The sequence below is a fragment of the Rhizobium sp. 01T437 genome, assembly GCF_056398505.1.
The window spans coordinates 276,159-294,089 of record NZ_JBFTPM010000008.1 but is presented as its reverse complement, the minus strand read 5'-3'; the positions used below and the strand labels follow the sequence as shown (position 1 = coordinate 294,089).

Below are 17,931 nucleotides of genomic sequence, written 5' to 3'. Positions count from 1 at the left end.
CCATTGCGTTTGAATGGGAGGATTGAACCATTTGCGCGGCTCGCCCGCTGTCAGATTATTTAGCGATCTGCGGCCGGTTCAGGCCTTCAGCAGCCACTCATGTTCCGGCGCATTGTAGAATTTCCAGACACGCTTCGGCCCGGCCATGACATTGAGATAATAGAGATCATAGCCATGCGTCGCCGCGCACGGGTGATAGCCCTTCGGCACCAGCGTCACATCGCCGTCTTCGATGGCCATCGCCTCATCGAGCGAGCGGTCGTCCGTATAGACGCGCTGAAAGCCGAAACCCTGCGGCGGGTTGAGGCGGTGATAATAGGTTTCTTCCAGCATGCTCTCATGCGGAAGATTATCCTGATCATGCTTGTGCGGCGGATAGGAGGAGGTATGACCGCCAGGCGTGATGACCTCGACGACGAGCAACGAATGCGCCGAGCTGTCATCCTCCGGCATGATGTTGTTGACGTGGCGCACATTCGTGCCCTTGCCGCGCGTCACCGGCGGGTGCGTGCCGGGCGGAATGGCCTTCGCCTCATAGGTACCGCCGCCGGGTGCGGAGCAGACAGCAAGCTCGAGATCGGTCTCGGCCGTCACCGACCAAGTCGATTCCATCGGTATATAGAGAGCATGCGGCGCGCCGTCGAAGGGGCTCATGCGCTCGCCGAGCGTGCCGAAATCCCTGGTGCCGGCCGAAGCCTTGCCCTTGCCGCTCACCCAGACGAGGCAGACCTCACGTTCGCCCGTCTCGCCCGAGGCCGTCTCGCCCGGCTTCAGGCGGTACATGTCGAAGCCGACATAGGTCCAGCCGGCGCTTTCGGGCGTCACATGCGTGACGCGGCCGGTCTTGCCTGACGGTTTTACCTTGAGGTTTGGCATTGGTGTTTCTCCTCCGTTATCCCTTCGGGAAACCTTCCGTCTCCACCGTATAACCAGCCGCCGTCATGACGCGCATCAATTCCGCATGGCCGATCTCCGCCATCTTCTGCGGCGGCGCCTTGCGCGGATCCTGCTCGGCCTCGACGACGAACCAGCCCTCATAACCGTAATCGGCGAACCGCTTGACGATGGCGCCGAAATCGAGCGAGCCGTCGCCCGGCACGGTGAAGGCGCCGAGCGCCACAGCATCGAGGAAGGATTGCTTGCTGCGATCCAGCCCGTCGACAACGGACTTCCGGATATCTTTGACGTGCACATGGTTGATGCGGGCGTGGTGATTGTCGATGGCACGCAGCACGTCGCCGCCGGCAAAGGCCAGATGCCCGGCATCGAGCAGCAGCGGAATGCCGGCACCCGAATTCTTCATGAAGGCATCGAGTTCCGGCTCGGTCTCGACGACGGCCGCCATGTGGTGGTGATAGGAAAGCGGCATGCCCTGATCGGCGCACCATTCGCCAAATTCGGTGACGCGGCGCGCATAGGCCTTCATCTCGTCATCGGCAAGACGCGGCTTGGTCGCGAGCGGCTTGGAACGATCGCCCTGGATCGAGCGGCCGACTTCGCCATAGACGATGCAGGGCGCATTGACCGCCTTGAACAGTTCGATCATCGGCGCAATGCGGTCCTTGTTGGCCGCAAGCTCCTCGTTGACCAGCGTACCCGAGAACCAGCCGCCGCAGAGCGTCACGTCGGCAGCGCGCAGAATGGGCAGCATCTCCTCAGGGTTGCTCGGGAACCGGCGACCCTGCTCCATACCAGTAAAGCCGGCGGTGCGGGATTGCCGCAGGCATTCTTCGAGGGACACGTCGTCGCTGAGTTCAGGAAGATCGTCGTTCCACCATGCGATGGGCGACATGCCGAGTTTGGCCTTCATCGATAGTCTCCTTAAAATAGTGCGGAGGAGCGCTTCCGCTCCTCCAGAAAATGAAAGCAATCCGATCAACCGACGCGCTGGGCGGCGCGTGCCTTGACATAGGCCTCGTGGGCCTTGTTGACCTCGCCGCGCGGGCTGACTTCCGGCACCGCGACATCCCACCAGTGGCCGCCGGCATCCGTCGTGATCAGCGGGTCGGTATCGATGACGAAGACCGAGGTACGGTCGTTCTTCTTCGAATCGGCGATCGCCTGTTCCAGCTCGGCGATGGAGGAAACCTTCACCGCAATGGCGCCCATCGCTTCCGCATGCGCACGGAAATCGATCTCGGGCATTACCTCATGATAGGAGTCCTTCAACAGGTTGTTGAAGTTGGCGCCACCGGTCGCCATCTGCAGGCGGTTGATGCAGCCATAGCCTCTGTTGTCGAGCAGCACGATATTGAGCTTGAGGCCGAGCATGACCGAGGTCGCAAGCTCGGAGTTCATCATCATGTAGGAACCGTCGCCGACCATGACGACGACGTCCTTTTCCGGATGCGCCATCTTGGCGCCGAGGCCGCCGGCAATCTCGTAGCCCATGCAGGAGAAGCCGTATTCCATGTGGTAGCTGCCGGGAACGGTGGCCGGCCACAGCTTGTGCAACTCGCCCGGCAGGCCGCCCGCCGCACATAGCAGCGTCGTCTTCTCGCCACCGATGGAACGAACCACGGCACCGATGACCTGAGCGTCGGAGGGCAGGGCGGCATTGGTAGTGCCCATAGCCTTCGCGGCAGCCTCCATCCAGACATTCTTTTCCTTGGTTGCCTTCTCGGCAAGCGCCGCAGGCGCCTTCCAGCCAGAGAGACCGGCCGAGAGTGCCTTCAGTCCCTCGCGCGCATCGGCGACCAGCGGATGGCTGTCATGCTTCAGGGCGTCATAGGCTGCGATGTTCAGGCTGAGCAGCTTGAAACCTTCATTCTTGAAGAGCGCCCAGGAACCGGTGGTGAAATCCTGGCAGCGCGTGCCGACGGCAATCACCAGATCGGTTTCCTCGGCAATCGCATTGGCAGCCGATGTGCCTGTCACGCCGACGGAACCGAGCGCCAGAGGATGACGCTCGTCGATCGCCGACTTGCCGGCCTGTGTGACCACGACGGGAACGCCATGCGCTTCCGCAAAGGCCGCAAGCTCCTTCGTCGCCTGCGAATAGAGGACGCCGCCGCCGGCGACGATGACAGGTTTCTGCGATGCCTTGATCAGCGCAATGGCATTGGTAAGCTCGTCGGCATCCGGCTGCGGACGGCGCACCGTCCAGACCTTTTCCTCAAACAGGCTCTCCGGGTAATCGAAGGCTTCCGCCTGAACGTCCTGGCAGAGCGACAGCGTCACAGGGCCGCAATCGAGCGGATCGGTCAGCACCTGCATGGCGCGCTTCAGTGCCGTGATGATCTGCTCCGGCCGGGTGATGCGGTCGAAATAGCGCGAGACCGGGCGGAAGGCGTCATTGGCTGACACCGTGCCGTCGCCGAAATCCTCGATCTGCTGCAGCACCGGATCGGGCGCGCGATTGGCGAAGATATCGCCGGGCAGGAAGAGCACCGGGATGCGGTTGACATGCGCCACACCGGCCGCCGTCACCATGTTCAGCGCGCCGGGGCCGATCGAGGTCGTGCAGGCCATGAAGCGCTGGCGGAAGCTCGCCTTGGCATAGGCGATCGCCGCATGTGCCATGCCCTGTTCGTTGTGCGCGCGATAGGTCGGTAGTTCCTGGCGCACCTGGTAGAGCGCTTCACCCATGCCGGCGACATTGCCATGGCCGAAAATCGCCCAGACGCCGCCGAAGATCGGCACCTTTTTGCCGTCGACGATAGTCATCTGTACTTTAAGGAAATGCGCGACGGCTTGCGCCATCGTCAATCTTACCGTCTTGCCCATCAGGCGCCTCCCAAATTCACTCTCTTAATTGAGGCCACGCGTTTTCAGCCAGGCCTCTGTCAATTGTTTGAAGCGGCCTGCCATATCGGCGATCGCTTCCTCGTCGTTGATCTTGCCCGAAAGCCATCCGCGTGCGGCATCGGCAAAGATCGTGCGGCCAACCGCAAAGCCCTTGACCGAGGGAGCAGCCAGTGTGGCCTCGAAACCCTTCAACAGTTCGTCGGCGGGAGCCTCGAGCCCCAGCAGCACGATACCGCGGCACCATGGATCATTTTTGGCAATCACTGCATCGATCTTCTTCCAGGCCCCGGTTGAGGCCTGCGGCTCCAGCTTCCACCAGTCGGGCTTGATACCGAGCGCATAGAGCTCTTCCAGCGCCGTCGAAACCGTATCGTCGGTCAGCGGTCCGTTCTTGCTGGAGATGATCTCGACCAGCAGTTCGCGTCCGACCTTGCGCGCGGCTTCAAAGAGCGTGCGCAGCTTCTCCTGCTGCTCGCTCTTCAGCGCTGCCGGATCGTCGGGATGGTAGAAGCACAGGCACTTGATGCAATGGTCGAGCGGCCATTCCACCAGCTGCGAGCCGATATCCTGGCTGAATTCGAAGCGCAGCGGCTTGGAGCCCGGAAGCTCTACCGGCCGGCCGATCCAGGTGAAATCCTTCGTGGCGGCATCGAAGAAGGCATCGCGTCCGAAGCGCTCGTCGATCAGCATGCCATAGCCCTGCCGCCCATCTGCGACGCGGGAGGCTGCTTCCACCGCCAGCCGCTTGAAGGCGACGATCTGCTTGTAGTCGACGCCGAGCTCGTCGCAGACGCTGGTCAATTGCGAACGGTGATCGATGGCAAGCGCCATCAGAAGCGGGACTGCGCCCTTGCGGGTGGAGGCCCAGTGAATGTGGTTGATCGCCTCGTCCTTGCGCAGCGCGCGGTGTTTGCTGCCGTTCTTCAGGAAGAAGTCGAGCTCCGCCCAGGTCGGATATTCCGGCGAGCAGAGCAGGCGGGAAACGGCAAAGGCGCCGCAGGCGTTCGCCCAGGTGGCACAGGTCTTCAGGGGCTCATCCTTCAGCCAGCCGCGCAGCAGGCCGGACATAAAGGCATCGCCCGCGCCAAGTACGTTGAACACCTCGATCGGGAAGCCCTGACCGATGATGCCGTCTTCCAGATTGTCGCTGATCGGGCCGTCATAGACGATGCAGCCCATCGCCCCGCGCTTCAAAACGATGGTCGCCGGTGAAAGGCGACGAATCTCCTTGAGCGCACCGAGTACGTCATCCGCGCCCGATGCAATCAGGATTTCCTCTTCCGTGCCGACGATCAGATCGCAATCCGGCAGCGTCTCCTTCATCTTCGAGGACACGCGGTCAGACTTCACATAACGCTCGAAACCCTCGGCATGGCCGGCAAGGCCCCAGAGATTCGGCCGGTAGTCGATATCGAAGATCACCTTGCGGCCATTGGCCTTGGCAATCCGGATTGCCTTTCGCTGTGCTGCCTCGGTATTCGGCCGGGAGAAATGCGTGCCCGAGACGAGCACGGCGCGCGACGACTTGATGAAGTCCTCATCGATATCGCCTTCGTCGAGCGCCATGTCGGCGCAGTCGGAACGATAGAAGATCATCGGCGAGACGCCTTCAGCCTCTACCGCCAGCAGCACCAGCGCCGTCAGCCGATCCTTGTCGGTCTTGATGCCCTTGGTCTCGACACCTTCACGCGCCGACTGTTCGATGATGAAGCGCCCCATCTGCTCGTCGCCGACGCGGGTGATCAATGCCGATTTCAGCCCGAGCCGCGCCGTGCCGATCGCGATATTAGCGGGGCAGCCGCCGACGGACTTCGCAAACGAGCCGATGTCTTCCAGCCGCGAACCGATCTGCTGGCCGTAAAGATCGACGGATGAGCGACCGATGGTGATTACGTCGAGGGTCGGCTCCGGCTGTGAGCCCGGATTCGATTGTACCATGATGTCCTCCCGCTAGATTTTTACGCGGCCTGGAACGCCCGCGAATTTTGAATAATGAAACATCGGTTCCGTCTCTTTGTCAATTCGGAATGTTTATTCCATTTTGGTCTTTACGGGTTTTGAATGCTGTAACTTGCGCCGCCGCTCGGCAATGGCAACCGGCAGCGCCATGGTGAGCGCCATCGAGGCCGAGAGTGAACGAAAACCGCCGAAATCAGCCTCCGCTACCTCGAACCAATGAGTCGCGCAGGCCGCCAGCGGCGAAAAGGCCGAATCGGTGATCGCAATGACCGGCACGCCGCGATCGGCAAGTTCCTGGCTCTGGGTGAGGCTGTCGGCGGCATAGGGCGAAAAGCTCGCCGCAATCGCCGCATCGCGCGGCGTGGCGAATTGCACCATCTCCGGATCGACGCCGTTCGGTGAGGCAACGATCTGATGGCGGATGTTCAGCTTGGAAAAGGCATAGGTCATATGCGCCGTCAGCGGATAAGAGCGCCGCTTGGCGATAAGATAGATGGTCTCCGCCGCCGCCAGGATATCGACAGCCTTGGCAAAAGTGTCCGTCTGCACCGTCGCCGCAAGCCGGTTCACGGATTGGCTGGCCGCCGAAATGAAGCCGGAAAGCAAGGTCGCATCCTCGTCATCCCCGCCGGACTGTTCCAGCGTGACGAGGCGTTCCTCATAGCTTAGCGTCCGGTCGCGCAATCGCTCGCGAAAAATGCTCTGGAGATCGGAGAAGCCCTCATAGCCGAGGTGATGGGCGAGGCGCACCAGCGTGGACGGCTGCACATCGGAGGCTGCGGCAATGCTCGCCGTCGTGCCGAAGGCGATCTCGTCGGGATTGCCAAGAGCAAAGGCGGCAACCTGCGCCAACCGCTTCGGCATGCTCGCCTTGCGCTCGATGATCGTACTGCGCAGGCTTTCGAAATCGCGCGGCACACGCGCTCTTTGGGGGTCACTATCCATGCTGACAGCTCAGAAGATGAAACAAATATTCCATATTTCGGAGCATAAACGATTTCCTCGAAGCCGCCTAATTGTTTTTAATAGGCTGAAAATGAAGGGTTTTAGACAGTTTTCGACAAGGCGAGGCGAAATGATGCATCAGGACGTGCTTGTCAAAATGGTCCAAATATTCCAAAAATTCTCCGGATTTGAGGAGGAGACCCTAACATGAAGCCACTCGGCATAGGTTTGATCGGCACCGGTTATATGGGCAAGTGCCATGCGCTGGCATGGAATGCAGTGAAAACGGTCTTTGGCGATGTCGAGCGCCCGCGCCTCGTGCATCTTGCAGAGGCGAATGCAGAGCTCGCAAGCGCCCGCGCCGCCGAATTCGGTTTCGAGAAAGCAACGGCCGATTGGCGGGCGCTGATTGCCGATCCTGAAGTGGATGTCGTCTCTGTCACCACGCCCAACCAGTTCCATGCCCAAATGGCGATCGCTGCCCTGCAGGCCGGCAAACATGTCTGGTGTGAAAAGCCGATGGCGCCCGCTTATGCCGATGCCGAGCGTATGCTTCAGATCGCCAGGCAGTCCGGCAAGGTCGCTGTGCTTGGCTACAACTATATCCAGAACCCGATCATGCGGCATATCAAGACGCAGATCGGCGAAGGCGCGATCGGCTCCGTCAATCATATCCGCGTCGAAATGGACGAGGATTTCATGGCCGATCCCGACGTACTCTTCTACTGGAAGAGCGAGCTGTCGGCCGGTTACGGCGCGCTCGACGATTTCGCCGTCCATCCGCTGTCGCTGCTCTGGTATCTCTTCGGCCATGTCGAGGCCGTCACCACGGATATGGTCAAACCCTATGCTGACCGTCCTCAGAAGGAAGGCGGCAGACGCGCGGTCGAGAATCACGATGCGGCCAATGTCTTGATGCGCCTCGGCGGCGGTATCTCCGCCGTGCTGATGGCAAACCGCGCCGCCTGGGGCCGCAAGGGCCGCATCGCGCTGCAGATCTACGGCTCGAAGGGCTCTATTCTCTATGATCAGGAGCGCATGAACGAATTCGAGCTCTATCAGGCCGAAGGACGAGGCTCTGAGCAGGGCTTCCGCAAGATACTGGCGGCTCCCGCCCATCATCCCTATGATCGCTTCATTCCGGCGCCCGGCCACGGCCTCGGCTTCAACGATCTCAAGATTATCGAATGCCGCGAGCTGATCCGAGCGATTTCCGGAGAGCCGGCGTCTATCGTGACATTCGAAGACGGTCTCAGGATAGAGAAGTCGGTTCATGCCATGGCACAGTCCTTCCATGAGCGCCGCTGGATCGAGATCGGCTGAGGCAATGGCCTCGCTTCCGTTGACGGCGTTTGGGGCAGGGGATAGGCCTTGTCCCTGTGGAAGAGCTGATATTCGGGAGTGACATCGTGACGGATAGACTGGTGATCATCGGCGCGGGGCAGGCAGGCTTCGCATTGGCAGCCAAGCTGCGTGCGCTGAAGGATGCGCGTCCGATCACGCTGATTGGCGCCGAAGACGTGCTTCCCTACCAGCGCCCGCCGCTGTCGAAGAAGTATCTGCTCGGAGAGATGGCCTTCGACCGCCTACTGTTCCGTCCCGAGCATTGGTACCCAGACAATAATGTCGAGATCCGTCTCTCGACCTGGGCCGAGCAGATCAAGCGCGATACGCAGCAGGTCCTGCTGCAGGATGGCTCCGTTCTCGACTATGGCACGCTGGCACTTGTGACGGGCTCCACGCCCCGCCGCCTGCCGGCGGCGATCGGTGGCGATCTGGAAGGCGTCTATGTCGCCCGCGACAAGCGTGACGCCGATTTGCTGGCAGGGGAAATGCGGCCCGGCCGCCGTGTGCTCATCATTGGTGGCGGTTATATCGGCCTCGAGGCTGCGGCCGTCGCCCGCCATCTCGGTCTTGAGGTGACTGTCATCGAGATGGCCGACCGGATCCTGCAGCGTGTCGCAGCGAAGGAAACCGCCGACATCATGCGCGCGATCCATAAGAGCCATGATGTGACGATTCGCGAAAAGACCGGCCTGAAGCATCTGATCGGCAAGGATGGCCGGGTGATCGGCGCCGAACTTTCCGACGGCAGCACCATCGACGTGGATTTCGTCATCGTCGGCATCGGCGTGGTGCCGAACGACCTTCTGGCGAAGGACGCAGGGCTTGAAGTCGGTAACGGAATTATCGTCGACGAATTCGCCCGCACATCCGACCCGTCGATCTTTGCGGCCGGCGATTGCGCGAGCCTGCCCTGGCAGGGCGGCCGCATCCGGCTCGAATCGGTGCAGAACGCCGTCGATCAGGCGGATGCCGCCGCCGCTGTCATCGCCGGCGGCAACGAACCCTATGATCCGAAGCCCTGGTTCTGGTCGGATCAGTATGATGTGAAGCTGCAGATTGCCGGCTTCAATATGGGCTATGACGATACGTTGCTGCGCCCCGGCGCACGCGAGGGGGCAAGCTCCGTCTGGTATTTCCGCGAAGGCAGGCTGATTGCCGTCGACGCCATCAATGATGCAAAGGCCTATGTGACAGGCAAGAAGATGCTGGAATCAGGCATCAACCCCGACCGGGCAATTCTGGCCGATCCTGCAGCCGATCTGAAGCAGTTGCTGGCCTGAGGTTAAGCCCGGCGTAAAGCGCTCGGCAGGCGATCTCTGTTTTGAGCTGTCGTCATCACGTTTGCCGGCTTTATAAAGGCCGTGTGAAAAACTTTAAAAAGAGCTTGATCGTCCGGGAGAATACCCATATCAGGGCTCCCACCGGAGAGGTGGCCGAGTGGTCGAAGGCGCTCCCCTGCTAAGGGAGTATACCAGGAATGGTATCGTGGGTTCGAATCCCATCTTCTCCGCCATCAACCAATTGCCCGATATTGCTGCCGATTGCCGCGCGCCCCCAACCGGCATAGCGAGCCGCCGAATGTTCGCCGTGGCCCGATAGTGTCTCCGCCGAAGGCGGATGAGCCTGGTGTCTTTACTTCGGTGGGAGATCCTCGTCCTTCGCTCAATCAGTCGGGGCCGTAATTGATGTCCCCCTTTCGCTTCCGACGACGTCCCGGCGTAAAGTGCTGGGAGCTGTCGACCATTCAGGCGCGAAAGCAAGCCAGCTACGTCCAGCAGGGGCGCTGTTTGCGGCTTTGCGGAAACGATATCAGGAGCCTGCTGCGAAAATGGCCTCAGGCTCATCGCCATGCTGGCGATCGGCGCGATGCGCCTCCCATCAGATGCCTTTAGTCGGGAAAGCGGGAAACGCCTGATCGAGGAAGTGCTTCACGGGGCGTTCGACGCACTGGAAGCGGAAATCGATCCCGATCACCAGAAGTCTTCTCTTTGCCGGAATGAATGGCCGCTTCGCGTATGCCCGTCTTGGCGATTGTAGGCGTTGGGCGGATAACGCCCTGCCTTCAAACTCATGGGATGTTTACGGCTTACTGCTTGTCGCCGTTGCAGGCAGTTTTCCTGTTCGTGAAGCCGGGCGCCGATGATCGGAGCGAGAATCGGGCTGGACGCGAACCGAATCGCAGGCAGGAATCAACGGCTCCCCTTGGCGTGAAAACTGAAATCGGTTTCGACTCAAATATTGCGCGGCCTCGCGCAACCGATCGCCGGTCTTGCCGAAAAGGCGGATTCAGGCAGGAAAATAGTGCCGATTTGGCACGGCGGGACGCGCTGCCCTCTTATAAAGCCCAATAAATACCGGGAAAATAAGCACTTTCTTAACAAAGCCTAAACAAGCGGCGGCCCCGTTGCCCAACTTGTGGCCTTTCAGCAACAGGGTTTCGGTAAGGCTTTCGTAAACCCCTCCCGAACACAAGTTGGTGATTGCGTGACAGCTTTCGTCTTGTATTTTCACTCTCGGAAGCAAGGGCTTGACCGCCCGACTTCTTCAAACACCGGAGATGGGGCAGGGAAACGCTGTCCAGGCGTGACCTATCTCCGATCGAAACTTGAATTGGAGGTCATTATGAACATCAAGAGCCTTCTTCTCGGCTCCGCTGCTGCTTTGGCAGTAGTATCCGGCGCTCAGGCAGCTGACGCAATCGTTGCTGCCGAGCCGGAACCGGTTGAATACGTTCGCGTCTGCGACGCCTACGGCACCGGCTACTTCTACATCCCGGGCACGGAAACCTGCCTGAAGATCAACGGCTACATCCGTTTCCAGGTTAACGTTGGCCAGAACTCCGGCGGTCGCGACACCAACGACTCCGATTGGGATGCGACGACCCGTGGTCAGGTTCAGTTCACGGCCAAGAGCGACACCGAATACGGCCCGCTCACCGGCGTGATCGTTCTCCAGGCCAATGCTGACAACGCATCCAGCCAGAACACGAAGCTCGACTCCGCTTACCTCGACGTCGCCGGCTTCCGCGCTGGTCTCTTCTACTCCTGGTGGGACGATGGTCTCTCCGGCGAAACGGACGACATCGGCTCTGTCGTAACGCTGCATAACTCGCTCCGTTATCAGTACGAAACCGGTTCCTTCTACGCTGGCCTCAGCGTCGACGAACTGGAAGACGGCGTCTTCCAGACCGGCGAACGTCCGAACAACGTCGGCGTTGCCTTCGGCCTCGGCGGCAAGGCTGGCGCCTTCAGCTACCAGGTCACCGGCGGCTGGGACTTCGACAACGAAGACGGCGCAATCCGCGCTATGGGTACGGCTGAACTCGGCCCGGGCACGCTCGGCCTCGCAGCTGTCTACTCCAGCGGCCCGAACTCCTACTACTCGCAGTCTGAATGGGCAGTTGCTGCCGAATACGCCATCAAGGCAACTGACAAGCTGAAGATCACTCCTGGTGTTCAGTACTACGGCAACTACTACGGCACGCCGAAAAAGGTTGGTGTTCCGAGCGATTGGGATGGTCTCAGCGATGCCTGGAAGGCCGGTCTGACGCTCGACTACCAGATCGTCGACAACTTCTACGCCAAGGCTTCCGTACAGTACCTGAAGCCGGAACATCAGGACGACACTTGGACGGGTTATTTCCGTCTGCAGCGCTCGTTCTAATTCGAGTTGACTTCGGTCATAGAGAAGCCCGGCTTTTGAGCCGGGCTTTTTTGTAATTGCCACCTTCGCTGTGGCGGGGGGTGTTTTGATGTGTCGGCGCCAAGCGCATCACGAAAGCTCAGCGCAGTCTGCCGATAAATGTCCTGATCAGCTCCGGAATGTCTCCTAGATGCAGAAGGGGTGCGTGGCCTTGGCCCTTCGCCACGATCTGCACCATGTCAGGATGTCGTTTTGCCATTTCATCCACAGTCTGCCGCGATAGCAGATTGGAATTCTCTCCCCTGATAACCAGCAGCGGTGTGGATCGCAGACCCCCGAATTGCGGCCAGAGGTCGGGCAGGGGATTGCTGAAATCGATTGTTTTCAGCTGCTCGGCAATGGTTGGATCGTAATCCGTGGCCGGCATACCGTCTCGTTCCCTATAGATGGTGTGCGCCATGCCCTCCCAGTCATCGAGACCGAGTGCGGGAAAGACAGCACCGTGATTCTCTTTGAGAATATCGACCGCCTCACTCCAGCTTTGAGGTTTGCGGTCACGGTTGAGATAGTCCCTGATCGCCATCAGCCCGGATGGCTCGATGACCGGGCCGATATCGTTGAAGATAACGCCTGCAAGCAACTCCGGCTTCATTGCCGCCAGCAGATGCAGGATCAGTCCGCCGCGCGAGGTCCCAATGAAGATGGCGCGGTCGATGTCGAACGCAGCGCAGGCGGCAATCACATCGCCGCATTCGACAGCGAGATTGTAATTCGCCTTGTTATCATCCCGATCAGACAGGCCACGTCCGCGATAGTCCAATGCCATGACTCGCCGTGGGAAAGCTGCGTCCCGCGATAGAATCAATGCAAGCTCGTGGAAATCGCGGGTATTGCGCGTAAGGCCCGGCAGGCAGACGATTGGCAACCGGTCGGTATCTCCGCCGGTGAACTGGTAATTGCGGGCATAAAGCCTCAGCCCATCGGCCGACCTAAAGAATTTTTCGGTAAACCCGTTCGTGACTGCGTCAGCCATGACATCTCCATCCCGTCTGCCAGAACGAGATGTAGCGTGCTTTCGGCAAGTCTGCCAATCGGCCTCAGGTCGCGCCGCGACCCCCGATGAGGTCGCGCTCGATGTCAGGTGTCTGACCCAGGCGGGCCTTATAGACCTCGTAATTCTCCATCACCCGCTGCACGTAGTTGCGCGTTTCGGGGAAGGGGATGCGCTCGATCCAGTCGACGATCTCGTCGACCGGCTTGCCGCGTGGATCGCCGTAGCGGCCGATCCATTCCGGCACGCGCTTCGGTCCCGCATTATAGGCGATGAAAGTCAGAATATAGGAGCCGCCGAAGGCGTCGATCTGCTCGCCGAGATAATGCGCGCCGAGCGTCGCATTGTAGCCGGCATCGGCCGTCAGCTTGTCCTTGGAATAGGTGATGTTGTGCCGCTTGGCGACGGCCTGAGCTGTGCCCGGCAGGAGCTGCAGCAGGCCACGGGCATTGGCGGCGGAAACGGCAGCCGGATTGAACGCGCTTTCCTGGCGGGCGATCGCATAGGCGAGCGCCTTGCCCGAGCCGGATATATTGGCGTTGGCCGGAATGACGCCGACAGGGAAGGCCAGCGCCGCGACATCGATGCCGCGCCCGTACGCGATCTTGCCGATCTGCAGCGAGAGATGATGGTCGCCTGCTTGTTCGGCCTTGGCTGTCAGGATTGCCAGTTCGCCGGGGCTTTGAAGCTGGTCGGCCAGTGCCAGATAGATGGCTGCCGCACGCCAGCCGTGACCGGCCGATTCGAGCCGTCCGATCGCCTGCACAGCCTCGCGCTGCTGCAGGTTCTGTCGGTCTGTCGTCGTCGGCGACGGATAGGTGACGTTCAAGGTTTTGCGCCCGAGCCGCTCAGCCGCCAGCTGGCCGTAAAAAGTGCCCGGAAAATTCGCGGCCTTGGCGAAAAAATCGCTGGCCTTGCCCGGCCCGCCGGCTTCCGCCGATCGCCCGAGCCAATACCAGGCACGGGAAACGGAAAGCGGGCCGTTCGAAACCTGCAGGATCTCGCGGAAATGCGTCTCGGCCGTCGTCGGGTCCTGCAGTCCGCGCAGCGCATACCAGCCGGCATGGAACTGTGCTTCGACGATATCCGTCGGCACCGTTGCGACGGAGGCGGAAACGATCTGGTAGGCCGCCTTGAACTGTCCCTGGTCGACGAGACCGCGGCTGATGATCCGCTGCTCGTTCCACCATTCGCCCGAGTTCATCAGCTCAGTCCGGTCGCGGGGTATCTCCTGCAGCAGCTTGGCGGCGTCGAGATACTTGTCCTGCTTGCGCAGATATTCGATGCGGGCGAAGAGAAAACCCGGATCGCTGCGCCATTTCGCATCAACCGCATTCAGCAATGCGCCCGCGTTACCCGCATTGTTGTCGACGGCAGCCCAGGCCTTGTAGAGCGACTGTGCCTGGCCCATGTCGCCGAAGCGCTTGGCCTGTGCCACGCGACCGCGATACATCAGGTAATCCATCCGCGTCTTGTGGTCGGCGGCGGTCAGCAGGCCGGCAAATTCGCCGAGAATCTTGTCTTCAGTTGCCTTGTCGAGCGCCTGTCCGCGCCAGATCTTGCCGATATATTTCGCCGCCTGCGCAGACTTGCCAGTCGCGATGAGCGCACGCGACATAATGATCGCGCCCTGCCACGTCTCGGGCGCCGTATCGCCGAAGGCGTTCAGCACGGCAGCAGGGGCTGGGTTCTCGTCATAGAGCGCGCGCTCGGAATTGCCGCGCAGACGTTCCAGACCTGGCCAGCCATTCAGCTCGTCCGAAGCACTGGCGATCTCATAGGAGGGAACGCCTTTCAGGCCGGAGGTCGCGATTGCCCAGGTCAGGATATGGCGGTCGAGCGTACCTGCCGCCATGGTGTTGCGGATGGCAAGCGCCTGTTGCGGATCCTTGTTGGAGAGCGCATCGAGACCAGCCTTCAGATCGCTGTCGACAGGGGCGATCGCCGCATTGCGCGGAATGGACCCGGTGGTGATCGCCTCGGGGAAAGACGCGGTTTCCGGCACGAAGCCCAGCGGCTTGACGACCGGCGCAGGGGCGCCCTCGCCGGGGAGCGGCGACGCAACGCTGCCCCATGCCGCGGCCACCAGGCCGAAGACGGACAGGATCAGAACGGCTCTCTTCATCCGGATTACTCGCAACGAAACCATGCCCCTCCATTTGGCTGGAGGCATCTTAATGAAACCTTACCGTCTCGGGTAAAATTCATTCACATTTGCTATCGGAATTTGCCCTAACCGATCTATGCGCGCTTGTCGCAGCCTTTTTGCCGCTCTATGGTGCGCAACTCTTATTCATGGAATGCGGCTGAAGCAAGGATATCGGCCGTGAGGAGCTTTGCATGTTCAATGGGTCCATCCCCGCGCTCGTAACCCCCTTCACCGATGCCGGACTGATCGACGAAGACAGCTTCGCCGCCCATGTCGCCTGGCAGATCGGGGAGGGCAGCAGCGGCCTCGTTCCGGTCGGCACGACCGGTGAGTCGCCGACGCTGTCTCATGCCGAGCACAAACGGGTGGTGGAGCTCTGCATCGAAGTTGCGGGCAAACGCGTACCCGTCATGGCCGGTGCCGGCTCGAACAATACGCGCGAAGCGATCGAACTTGCCCAGCATGCCGAGAAGGTCGGCGCGGACGCTGTTCTGGTCGTCACGCCCTATTACAACAAGCCGACGCAGAAGGGTCTGATCGCTCATTATTCGGCGATCGCCGAAGCTGTGAAGCTGCCGATCTATATCTACAACATCCCCGGCCGTTCGGTTGTCGACATGACGCCGGAGACGATGGGCGCGCTTGCCAAGGCGCACAAGAATATCGTCGGCGTCAAGGATGCGACCGGCAAGATCGAGCGCGTCTCCGAGCAGCGCATCACCTGCGGCAGGGAGTTCCAGCAGCTTTCCGGCGAGGACGCGACGGCTCTCGGCTTCAACGCCCATGGCGGCGTCGGCTGCATTTCCGTCACGGCCAATATCGCCCCGCGCCTCTGTGCTGAATTCCAAGCCGCGACCACCGCAGGAAATTACGCCAAGGCGCTGGAGCTGCAGGATCGGCTGATGCCGCTGCATAAGGCAGTCTTCATGGAACCCGGCGTTTGCGGCGCGAAATACGGCCTCGCGAAGCTCGGCCGCATGAGCCGCACCGTGCGCTCGCCGCTGATGTCCTCGCTGGAGCCCTCGACCGAAGCGGCGATCGATGCCGCCATGCGTCACGCCGGCCTGCTGAACTAAAGCATGTCGCGCAAAACTGTGCAGCGGTTTTGCGATAACGACATGCGTTAAGCGTAAACCCGGCCCGTCTTCACAAGATGGGGCCGTTCTCCTACATAGATGACAGGAAATGAGGACGCGGCATTCGCGCCCCTCTAATGGAATTATCGTCATGGCCCCCAAAGGCAGCCAGCGTATCGTGAAGAAGGTCGTTGCGGAAAACCGCAAGGCCCGCTTCAACTACGAGATCATCGATACCTATGAGGCGGGCTTGGTGCTGATGGGCACCGAGGTCAAGTCATTGCGCGAAGGCAAGGCCAATATCGCCGAATCCTACGCTTCCGATGAGGATGGTGAGATCTGGCTGATCAATTCCTATCTGCCGGAATACCTGCAGGCGAACCGCTTCAACCATGAGCCGCGTCGCCGCCGCAAGCTGCTTTTGTCCGGGCGGGAGATTAACCGTTTGCGCGCGGGCATCAATCGCGAAGGCATGACGCTGATCCCGATGAAGATCTACTTCAACGATCAGGGCCGCGCCAAGATCGAGCTGGCGCTCGCAAAGGGCAAGAAGCTTCACGACAAGCGCGAATCCGAGAAGGAGCGCGATTGGAACAGACAGAAGAGCCGTCTGTTGAAAGACAACGGCTGACTCTTTACCTGCAGCATTGCGCTATTCGTGAATGAAGGTTTAGTCTTCGAAATCGCTGGCTGGCGCCACTTCGGCGGGACGCGGCGGACGTTCGGAAGGATCCCGGCCGATCTCGGCTTTCAGCGACAGAAGATCGATGAAGTGATCGGCCTGGCGGCGCAGATCGTCGGCGATCATCGGCGGCTGGGTCGACATGGTCGAAATGACCGAAACCTTGCGTCCCTTGCGTTGCAGCGCTTCGACCAGATTGGTGAAATCGCCGTCGCCGGAGAAGATGACGAGATGGTCGACCGTTTCGGACTGTTCCATGGCATCGATTGCGAGCTCGATATCCATATTGCCCTTGATCTTGCGCCGTCCCATGGAGTCCGTAAACTCCTTGGCAGGCTTCGTCACGACCTTGTAGCCGTTATAATCGAGCCAGTCGATGAGCGGACGGATCGAGGAATATTCCTGGTCTTCGATAAGCGCGGTATAGTAGTATGCGCGCAGCAGATATCCACGTTTCTGAAATGCTTTCAAGAGCTTGCGGTAATCGATATCAAAGCCCAGACTCTTGGATGCAGCGTAAAGGTTGGCGCCGTCTATGAATAGTGCAATTTTTTCGCGTGGGTCAAACATCGCTTACCAATCCAAAGAGAGTAATCGAAATCCATAAGCCACTAAGCCTAATAAAAACAGCGGCTTGCGGATGTGGCGTCGAGCTGTTCCGTACTTTATGAATTATTCATATATGAAAGATTTAGGGCACGATTCGGGATATTCCAAGCAACCCCCGGTGGAAATGTCATATTGTGCATGGAAATTTAGACCGGCTGCGGATAAAGGCGAGGGGACCCTAACGAAAAACTTGAATTTGCCCGGTTTTAATTGTATCGGGCGTGTTAATCCCGAAAAGACGACCGCAAAGGACAGGCAATGGCCCGTGTCACAGTAGAAGATTGCATTGACAAGGTAGAGAACCGCTTCGAGCTGGTTCTGCTCGCCAGCCATCGCGCCCGGCTGATTTCCCAGGGTGCGTCGATCACCATCGATCGCGACAACGACAAGAACCCGGTTGTGGCTCTGCGCGAAATCGCTGATGAGACCCTGTCTCCTGACGATCTGAAGGAAGATCTGATCCACTCGCTGCAGAAGCATGTGGAAGTGGACGAGCCCGAGCCCGATCCGGCAAGCCTGATCGCCGCCGGTGCAACGGCTAATGCCGACAGCGAAGAGCAGGACGACCTGCCGGAAACGATCACCTTCGACCAGATGTCGGAAGAGGAGCTTCTGGCCGGCATCGAAGGTCTCGTTCCGCCGGAAAAGAGCGACGATTACTAAGCGCATCCTTGGCCTTTGAACGGCCGGGGCTTCCTGCGCGGCAAAAGATCGACGATTACCA

15 protein-coding genes and 1 tRNA gene are annotated in these 17,931 nt (G+C 60.1%); 8 read left to right on the top strand and 8 right to left on the bottom strand.

Translation table 11 applies throughout. The annotated features are described in order from the left end of the window. Window positions 1–78: 78 nt before the first annotated feature. The 5 genes from iolB to AC1DM5_RS19175 all read right to left on the bottom strand — a co-directional run bounded on the left by iolB (window position 79) and on the right by AC1DM5_RS19175 (window position 6,651). Window positions 79–876, bottom strand: coding sequence for a 5-deoxy-glucuronate isomerase (gene iolB / locus AC1DM5_RS19195; protein WP_007821653.1), 798 nt, complete (start codon window positions 874–876; stop codon window positions 79–81). A gap of 16 nt (window positions 877–892) precedes the next feature. Continuing rightward, window positions 893–1,810 (bottom strand): myo-inosose-2 dehydratase, encoded by a 918-nt coding sequence (gene iolE / locus AC1DM5_RS19190; protein WP_477822689.1) that lies wholly within the window; start codon window positions 1,808–1,810, stop codon window positions 893–895. Between the two features lie 65 nt (window positions 1,811–1,875). Continuing rightward, a complete protein-coding gene (gene iolD, locus AC1DM5_RS19185; protein WP_477822690.1) occupies window positions 1,876–3,726 on the bottom strand; it encodes a 3D-(3,5/4)-trihydroxycyclohexane-1,2-dione acylhydrolase (decyclizing) in 1,851 nt (616 codons plus the stop codon). Window positions 3,727–3,750: 24 nt separating this feature from the next. Further along, the gene (locus AC1DM5_RS19180; protein WP_477822691.1) at window positions 3,751–5,685 is read right to left on the bottom strand and encodes a bifunctional 5-dehydro-2-deoxygluconokinase/5-dehydro-2-deoxyphosphogluconate aldolase; all 1,935 of its coding nucleotides are present in this window, start codon (window positions 5,683–5,685) and stop codon (window positions 3,751–3,753) included. A 93-nt stretch (window positions 5,686–5,778) separates the two neighbouring features. Continuing rightward, the gene (locus AC1DM5_RS19175; RefSeq protein WP_439014480.1) at window positions 5,779–6,651 is read right to left on the bottom strand and encodes a MurR/RpiR family transcriptional regulator; all 873 of its coding nucleotides are present in this window, start codon (window positions 6,649–6,651) and stop codon (window positions 5,779–5,781) included. Window positions 6,652–6,858: 207 nt separating this feature from the next. On the opposite strand from AC1DM5_RS19175, the gene AC1DM5_RS19170 reads away from it, so the two are divergent. The 5 genes from AC1DM5_RS19170 to AC1DM5_RS19150 all read left to right on the top strand — a co-directional run bounded on the left by AC1DM5_RS19170 (window position 6,859) and on the right by AC1DM5_RS19150 (window position 11,661). Further along, window positions 6,859–7,974 (top strand): Gfo/Idh/MocA family protein, encoded by a 1,116-nt coding sequence (locus AC1DM5_RS19170; RefSeq protein WP_477822692.1) that lies wholly within the window; start codon window positions 6,859–6,861, stop codon window positions 7,972–7,974. Between the two features lie 86 nt (window positions 7,975–8,060). Beyond that, window positions 8,061–9,278, top strand: coding sequence for an NAD(P)/FAD-dependent oxidoreductase (locus tag AC1DM5_RS19165; RefSeq protein WP_477822693.1), 1,218 nt, complete (start codon window positions 8,061–8,063; stop codon window positions 9,276–9,278). A 143-nt stretch (window positions 9,279–9,421) separates the two neighbouring features. Further along, window positions 9,422–9,511, top strand: a tRNA-Ser gene (locus tag AC1DM5_RS19160). A gap of 335 nt (window positions 9,512–9,846) precedes the next feature. Continuing rightward, window positions 9,847–10,035: a hypothetical protein gene (locus AC1DM5_RS19155; RefSeq protein ID WP_477822694.1), complete on the top strand. Its 189-nt coding sequence runs from the start codon at window positions 9,847–9,849 to the stop codon at window positions 10,033–10,035. A gap of 585 nt (window positions 10,036–10,620) precedes the next feature. After that, window positions 10,621–11,661, top strand: coding sequence for a porin (locus AC1DM5_RS19150; RefSeq protein WP_477975427.1), 1,041 nt, complete (start codon window positions 10,621–10,623; stop codon window positions 11,659–11,661). A gap of 118 nt (window positions 11,662–11,779) precedes the next feature. On the opposite strand, the gene AC1DM5_RS19145 is transcribed toward AC1DM5_RS19150, so the two are convergent. Then, the gene (locus tag AC1DM5_RS19145; protein WP_477822696.1) at window positions 11,780–12,673 is read right to left on the bottom strand and encodes an alpha/beta fold hydrolase; all 894 of its coding nucleotides are present in this window, start codon (window positions 12,671–12,673) and stop codon (window positions 11,780–11,782) included. 64 nt (window positions 12,674–12,737) lie between these two features. Continuing rightward, on the bottom strand, window positions 12,738–14,816 hold the full coding sequence (locus AC1DM5_RS19140) for a lytic transglycosylase domain-containing protein (protein WP_477975425.1): 2,079 nt from the start codon (window positions 14,814–14,816) through the stop codon (window positions 12,738–12,740). A gap of 215 nt (window positions 14,817–15,031) precedes the next feature. On the opposite strand from AC1DM5_RS19140, the gene dapA reads away from it, so the two are divergent. Both dapA and smpB read left to right on the top strand, forming a co-directional pair. Continuing rightward, complete coding sequence (gene dapA / locus AC1DM5_RS19135) at window positions 15,032–15,916, top strand: 4-hydroxy-tetrahydrodipicolinate synthase (protein WP_477822698.1); 885 nt, start codon at window positions 15,032–15,034, stop codon at window positions 15,914–15,916. Between the two features lie 151 nt (window positions 15,917–16,067). Further along, on the top strand, window positions 16,068–16,547 hold the full coding sequence (gene smpB / locus AC1DM5_RS19130; RefSeq protein WP_007820124.1) for an SsrA-binding protein SmpB: 480 nt from the start codon (window positions 16,068–16,070) through the stop codon (window positions 16,545–16,547). A 39-nt stretch (window positions 16,548–16,586) separates the two neighbouring features. On the opposite strand, the gene AC1DM5_RS19125 is transcribed toward smpB, so the two are convergent. Next, entirely contained in the window at window positions 16,587–17,168 is a 582-nt protein-coding gene (locus AC1DM5_RS19125; RefSeq protein WP_007820126.1) for a LabA-like NYN domain-containing protein, read from the bottom strand. A gap of 297 nt (window positions 17,169–17,465) precedes the next feature. Here AC1DM5_RS19125 and rpoZ point away from each other — a divergent pair, with 297 nt between their 5' ends. Further along, window positions 17,466–17,870: a DNA-directed RNA polymerase subunit omega gene (rpoZ, locus tag AC1DM5_RS19120; RefSeq protein WP_007820129.1), complete on the top strand. Its 405-nt coding sequence runs from the start codon at window positions 17,466–17,468 to the stop codon at window positions 17,868–17,870. Window positions 17,871–17,931 lie beyond the last annotated feature (61 nt).

Bases quoted from the DNA above. Each gene is read 5' to 3' on its own strand.
- iolB (WP_007821653.1), bottom strand. From the start codon at position 876: ATGCCAAACCTCAAGGTAAAACCGTCAGGCAAGACCGGCCGCGTCACG.
- iolE (WP_477822689.1), bottom strand. From the start codon at position 1,810: ATGAAGGCCAAACTCGGCATGTCGCCCATCGCATGGTGGAACGACGAT.
- iolD (WP_477822690.1), bottom strand. From the start codon at position 3,726: ATGGGCAAGACGGTAAGATTGACGATGGCGCAAGCCGTCGCGCATTTC.
- AC1DM5_RS19180 (WP_477822691.1), bottom strand. From the start codon at position 5,685: ATGGTACAATCGAATCCGGGCTCACAGCCGGAGCCGACCCTCGACGTA.
- AC1DM5_RS19175 (WP_439014480.1), bottom strand. From the start codon at position 6,651: ATGGATAGTGACCCCCAAAGAGCGCGTGTGCCGCGCGATTTCGAAAGC.
- AC1DM5_RS19170 (WP_477822692.1), top strand. From the start codon at position 6,859: ATGAAGCCACTCGGCATAGGTTTGATCGGCACCGGTTATATGGGCAAG.
- AC1DM5_RS19155 (WP_477822694.1), top strand. From the start codon at position 9,847: ATGCTGGCGATCGGCGCGATGCGCCTCCCATCAGATGCCTTTAGTCGG.
- AC1DM5_RS19150 (WP_477975427.1), top strand. From the start codon at position 10,621: ATGAACATCAAGAGCCTTCTTCTCGGCTCCGCTGCTGCTTTGGCAGTA.
- AC1DM5_RS19145 (WP_477822696.1), bottom strand. From the start codon at position 12,673: ATGGCTGACGCAGTCACGAACGGGTTTACCGAAAAATTCTTTAGGTCG.
- AC1DM5_RS19140 (WP_477975425.1), bottom strand. From the start codon at position 14,816: ATGAAGAGAGCCGTTCTGATCCTGTCCGTCTTCGGCCTGGTGGCCGCG.
- dapA (WP_477822698.1), top strand. From the start codon at position 15,032: ATGTTCAATGGGTCCATCCCCGCGCTCGTAACCCCCTTCACCGATGCC.
- smpB (WP_007820124.1), top strand. From the start codon at position 16,068: ATGGCCCCCAAAGGCAGCCAGCGTATCGTGAAGAAGGTCGTTGCGGAA.
- AC1DM5_RS19125 (WP_007820126.1), bottom strand. From the start codon at position 17,168: ATGTTTGACCCACGCGAAAAAATTGCACTATTCATAGACGGCGCCAAC.
- rpoZ (WP_007820129.1), top strand. From the start codon at position 17,466: ATGGCCCGTGTCACAGTAGAAGATTGCATTGACAAGGTAGAGAACCGC.